Here is a 2,157-nt window from a genome sequence, read left to right as displayed (position 1 = left end):
TTTTTAGAGATTGGAATCTAGTAGCAGACGGAACTCGTATAACACAGGAGTTTGCGTCTTTTTTAAAAGAAATCAATAGATTCCAGTCCAAATGATTGTAATGCCATCGCTTCTTTCTACGGGGTAACTGGCAGGAATTTACAGTATCAATACAAGGATTTCTTAAGCGATTTTAAAACTTGGGATCAAAAAGCACATGCTAAAATGGCTTCTTTTTCCAAAAAATATTGGGAAACGTTTGTCAATAGACGAGACCTCTCTTTCTAATGGTGAACTTTACACTATCCTAACTAATAAAGCTGGCAAAGGCCGAAAAGGAACTATTGTAGCGATGGTTGCAGGAACCAAGGCAGAAACTGTTATTTCAATTATTGAAAAAATCCCTCTTAAAGAGCGAAACGTAGTCAAGGAAATTACTTTGGATATGGCAGGAAATATGGGACTTATTGCCAAGAAATGTTTCCCAAACGCAATCCGTGTCACAGATCGTTTTCATGTTCAAAAGTTAGCTACAGAAGCTTTGCAAGAGATTAGAATCAAACATCGTTGGGAAGCAATAGATCAAGAGAATGAAGCTATGGAGAAAGCGAAGAAGTCAAATGCAAGGTTCGAATTCAAGACACTTTCTAACGGAGATACACTTAGACAATTACTTGCCAGAAGCCGATACTTCTTGTATAAAAACAAATCCAAATGGACTCAAAACCAAATAGAGCGTGCTGCATTATTATTTGAGTTGTATCCTGATATCTATAAAGGATACAATCTTACACAAGAGCTTCGAGGTATCTTTGAGAATACAATCGATAAAGTCATTGGTTTTGCAAAATTGGCTAAATGGCATGAAAAGGTACATCAATCAGGATTTAAATCATTCAATACGATCTCTAGACCAATTACAAACCATTATCAAACCATCTTAAACTACTTTGATAACAGAAGTACTAATGCTTCTGCGGAATCTTTCAATGCAAAAATAAAAGCTTTTACATCAAAGTTCAGAGGTGTACGAAATGTTGAATATTTTCTTTTTAGGCTAACTAATATTTATGCTTAATTTTTAATACTCCACAACTTTTCGTATTGACCCTTTAAAAAGGACACATTTCATCAGTCATTACATTTCTAGAGACTTACAACTAAATTTCAGTTATGAAACATATTCTGCTTTTCTCATTGGTTATTTTCACTAGTCCTCAACAATCAACTTTAATTAAGTCTTATAAACGATTACTCAAAAATAAAATTGGCTGGTTTGGAAGTGCCAATGCTGGAGCGCATATTACAGTAATCAACTTTGATAACAAATTCTCACTCCTACTTCACCTTGACAGCATTAGAGAATTCTGCAAAACTATCAATCCACAAAAAGTAACATTCAATACATTTGATTCCTTTGGAGAAAGAACCTTTTTCATTGCTCCAGATCACGCTTCACAACAATACCTCGATACTCTTAATATAAGCCTGAATCAGTATTTAGGCTTTAAAATCAAAAACGCTCACGCCCATTTAAGTATTGCACGTGGGCTCGATGCTCAAAAAATGAAAACAGCCTTAGAACTTTTCAAAAACACCTCAATTAATTTAGAATTCAATTGCGATTGTTTTTTATCTGCGTAGATTCAATGAGCAGACACAGCAATATTCTGATGTTATAGAAAAAATAGATTTCTTCCTATTCAGATAATCCAATCTTTTTGCTTAATCTCCAACTTTTGATCCTGATCCTTGATCCCCTAATCCGTTTTAAAATTTTTGAGCAATTATTAAAAATAAAAAAACCGCAAACAGTAATTATTTGCGGTTTCTTGTACTCAGAGCGGGACTTGAACCCGCACGAACATTGCTGTTCACTGGATTTTAAGTCCAGCGTGTCTACCAATTTCACCATCCGAGCATTAAAAGTGGTACCTCCAGGGATCGAACCAGGGACACATGGATTTTCAGTCCATTGCTCTACCATCTGAGCTAAGGTACCTAACACTTTAATTAAATTTGGTATAAAAAAACCTGTTTCAATAGAAACAGGGTTTTTAAAGAATCTGAAACAATTTCAGATTAAAGAAAGGCAGCGACATACTCTCCCACATAACTGCAGTACCATCTGCGCAGGCGGGCTTAACTACTCTGTTCGGGATGGGAAGAGGTGAGCCC

The 2,157-nt window shown here is 35.6% G+C and carries 2 protein-coding genes, 2 tRNA genes and 1 rRNA gene; 2 read left to right on the top strand and 3 right to left on the bottom strand.

The window, feature by feature from the left end:
- Positions 1–196 precede the first annotated feature (196 nt).
- Together C8P67_RS21880 and C8P67_RS21875 are read left to right on the top strand one after the other, a co-directional pair.
- The gene (locus C8P67_RS21880; RefSeq protein WP_245980572.1) at positions 197–1,057 is read left to right on the top strand and encodes an ISAon1 family transposase; all 861 of its coding nucleotides are present in this window, start codon (positions 197–199) and stop codon (positions 1,055–1,057) included.
- A gap of 95 nt (positions 1,058–1,152) precedes the next feature.
- A complete protein-coding gene (locus C8P67_RS21875) occupies positions 1,153–1,623 on the top strand; it encodes a 2'-5' RNA ligase family protein (RefSeq protein WP_115815320.1) in 471 nt (156 codons plus the stop codon).
- Between the two features lie 191 nt (positions 1,624–1,814).
- Here C8P67_RS21875 and C8P67_RS21870 read toward each other — a convergent pair.
- The 3 genes from C8P67_RS21870 to rrf all read right to left on the bottom strand — a co-directional run.
- Positions 1,815–1,900, bottom strand: a tRNA-Leu gene (locus C8P67_RS21870).
- 8 nt (positions 1,901–1,908) lie between these two features.
- Positions 1,909–1,981: transfer RNA gene (locus C8P67_RS21865), tRNA-Phe, on the bottom strand.
- An 85-nt stretch (positions 1,982–2,066) separates the two neighbouring features.
- Positions 2,067–2,157: ribosomal RNA gene (gene rrf / locus C8P67_RS21860) — 5S ribosomal RNA — on the bottom strand; the annotation flags it as partial.

The sequence above is a fragment of the Flavobacterium aquicola genome (assembly GCF_003385115.1).
Lineage (GTDB): Bacteria > Bacteroidota > Bacteroidia > Flavobacteriales > Flavobacteriaceae > Flavobacterium > Flavobacterium aquicola.
This window is presented reverse-complemented; position numbering and strand designations above follow the sequence as displayed.